This window comes from Arsukibacterium sp. (assembly GCF_036735525.1).
GTDB lineage: Bacteria > Pseudomonadota > Gammaproteobacteria > Enterobacterales > Alteromonadaceae > Alishewanella.
The window spans coordinates 1-2,224 of the sequence record NZ_DAINOE010000193.1 but is presented as its reverse complement, the minus strand read 5'-3'; the positions used below and the strand labels follow the sequence as shown (position 1 = coordinate 2,224).

The following is a 2,224-nucleotide window of genomic DNA, read 5'->3' as shown; positions in this document are numbered from 1 at the left end:
AGCAAACCTTTAAAAGCAAAAGATATCAGCAACAGCCGTTGGTTACATAATACGGTCTTAACGAAAGGACACTAACAGTTCCAATGAAGCAGCCTTATTATACCGATAAGGCGGCAGTAGCTTGGCTGGCTGCCTTTAAAGGTTTCTGGGCATTATTCTTTGGCATAGGTGAAAGATTTTCCTGTCAATAGTATTAAAATTGATCAGCTCTTAGTAAGCGCGGAGTCAATAACGATGTTATTCGTGAACCTTGGTTGTTTTGCCCCGCTTCTCAGTTTTTTTTGCTTCAGCCCTGTCCTCTGTGTAAGCTAGCCCTAGTAACCTATTTTCCAATAAGTTTTATCGATGTATAGACAGAAAGTTGTTGCCCCTGCTGTGAGAAGAAACCATTTGTACCATGGCAGCATGCCGACAAACAAAGGCGCTGGTTTTACCTTGATAGAGTTAATTATTGTCATTGTGATTTTGGGTGTGCTGGCCGTTACTGCGGCACCGCTATTTTTGAATTTTAGCAATGATGCCCGAGCGGCAACGCTGCAAGGATTAAAAGGGGCTGTTGACAGCTCAATCAGCTTGGTTTTTTATAAATGTCAACTCGACCCCGTTTGTGATATTCGTCTGCCTGCCGATAATTCAAACCAAACTCAGGTTTGCGCTAAACGTAGTTGTGCTGCCGGTGAATATATTAATACCCACTTTGGTTATCCTAATGCAACTGCTGCTGGCATAGACCGTGCGTTGGACCTGTCAGGTTTTGTTGTAACCGGTAGCACAGGAACACAGCGTAACTTTCGACCAGCTGGCGTAGAAACTAGCAATAACAATTGCCGTCTGCGTTATATCAGAGCGGCAGCCGTTAACACGCCCCCTACTGTTGAGGTATTTAGTAGCAATTGTTAACTTCTTTCCTACAGGTTAAATTTGTCAACTTTATTGCCAAGTGGCAGCGCAACGAGTTGTACTATTATCAACCCGATTTTTCCGCGTCAACCTATGTGGGCTCTGTATGTTTCAACAATCACTTTAAAACCTGATGTTGTAGAAGACTTATAAATTATTGTGCCGGCGATGGTTTAGTCCAAAAATGCAGCTAATCTGGCGTGTTCGTTATCTAGTAGCTTTTTGGCCATAGTTCGTTGTTATTCCGCAGTTTTAATTTTTAAAAAATGGTAATTACTGTTTTTTTACTCTATATATTTCAAGAGATTTTCGTTTTATTGAAAATAGGCTTTTGCCTGAAACAACAAAACAAAGCCAAACTGCGGCTAAAAAAGCTTAAGCAGGCGAATAAAAAAATTGCGTACTAATCGCTTCTGGTCAGGAAATTTAAATCCCCCACTCCGGATAATGAAGCTGAGAGCCAGCTTGTGCTGGCTTAGGCCTGGCCATTGCCCGGGAAATTTGCCAGCAGATGCAGGGTGAGGCAGATTATCGCGATGCCGAGGGCGGTAGCACGCTCTTATATATTCAATTGCAGGTGCAGGATGAACGATAAAATTACACATAAAGCGCGCACTAATACTGAAGATGCATACAAAACGTTATTGTTTAATCGTGGTAGCATCATTGCCTGGGCGAGTTTGGTTTTGGGCTTATGTTTTACCGGGTTAGCCAGCCATAACTTAAATCAGCTTAATCAAGCCAGCGCGGAAAATGCATTTAATCTTCATGCTGAAGATATTGTAGAAAATATTGAAAAGCGGCTTCAGGATCATGAGCTTATTTTGCTCAGTGCCGCGTCGCTAAAAAGAGTAAACCAGGAGGTTAGCCGACAACAATGGCGGGATTTTGTAAATGGTTTATCGCTGTCGGAACGTTATCCCGGCATTCAGGGCGTAGGATATACGAAAGTTTTTCCAGCCAGCCAGCTTGCTGCTCATGAAGCCGCAATCAGAGCAGAAGGCTTTGCCGATTATCAGGTCAGGCCCCAAGGGCAGCGTGATATTTATTCTGCCATTACATACCTCGAGCCGTTTACCGGCAGAAATTTAGCAGCTTTTGGCTATGATATGTACTCAGAGCCCACCAGACGCGCAGCCATGCAGCGCGCAGTAGCAGAGAACGCCACCAGTATCAGTGCTAAAGTCACTTTGGTGCAGGAAACGCATGGTCGGCAACAGGCCGGTTTTTTGATGTATGTGCCTATTTATCGCCACAATAGCCTACTTGACCTGAGGTATCCCCAGAAATTCTGTAGTTAAAATAAAATGTTAGTTGATTGGGG

The 2,224-nt window shown here is 43.6% G+C and carries 2 protein-coding genes; both read left to right on the top strand.

All coding sequences use genetic code 11. The features are described from left to right. Positions 1-405 precede the first annotated feature (405 nt). Complete coding sequence (locus V7D78_RS17185) at positions 406-900, top strand: prepilin-type N-terminal cleavage/methylation domain-containing protein (RefSeq protein WP_333609673.1); 495 nt, start codon at positions 406-408, stop codon at positions 898-900. Positions 901-1,484: 584 nt separating this feature from the next. Further along, positions 1,485-2,201, top strand: coding sequence for a CHASE domain-containing protein (locus tag V7D78_RS17180; protein ID WP_333609672.1), 717 nt, complete (start codon positions 1,485-1,487; stop codon positions 2,199-2,201). Positions 2,202-2,224: the final 23 nt, after the last annotated feature.

What these genes read in the sequence shown, in the direction of transcription:
- V7D78_RS17185 (WP_333609673.1), top strand. Translation starts at nt 406, where the DNA reads ATGCCGACAAACAAAGGCGCTGGTTTTACCTTGATAGAGTTAATTATT.
- V7D78_RS17180 (WP_333609672.1), top strand. Translation starts at nt 1,485, where the DNA reads ATGAACGATAAAATTACACATAAAGCGCGCACTAATACTGAAGATGCA.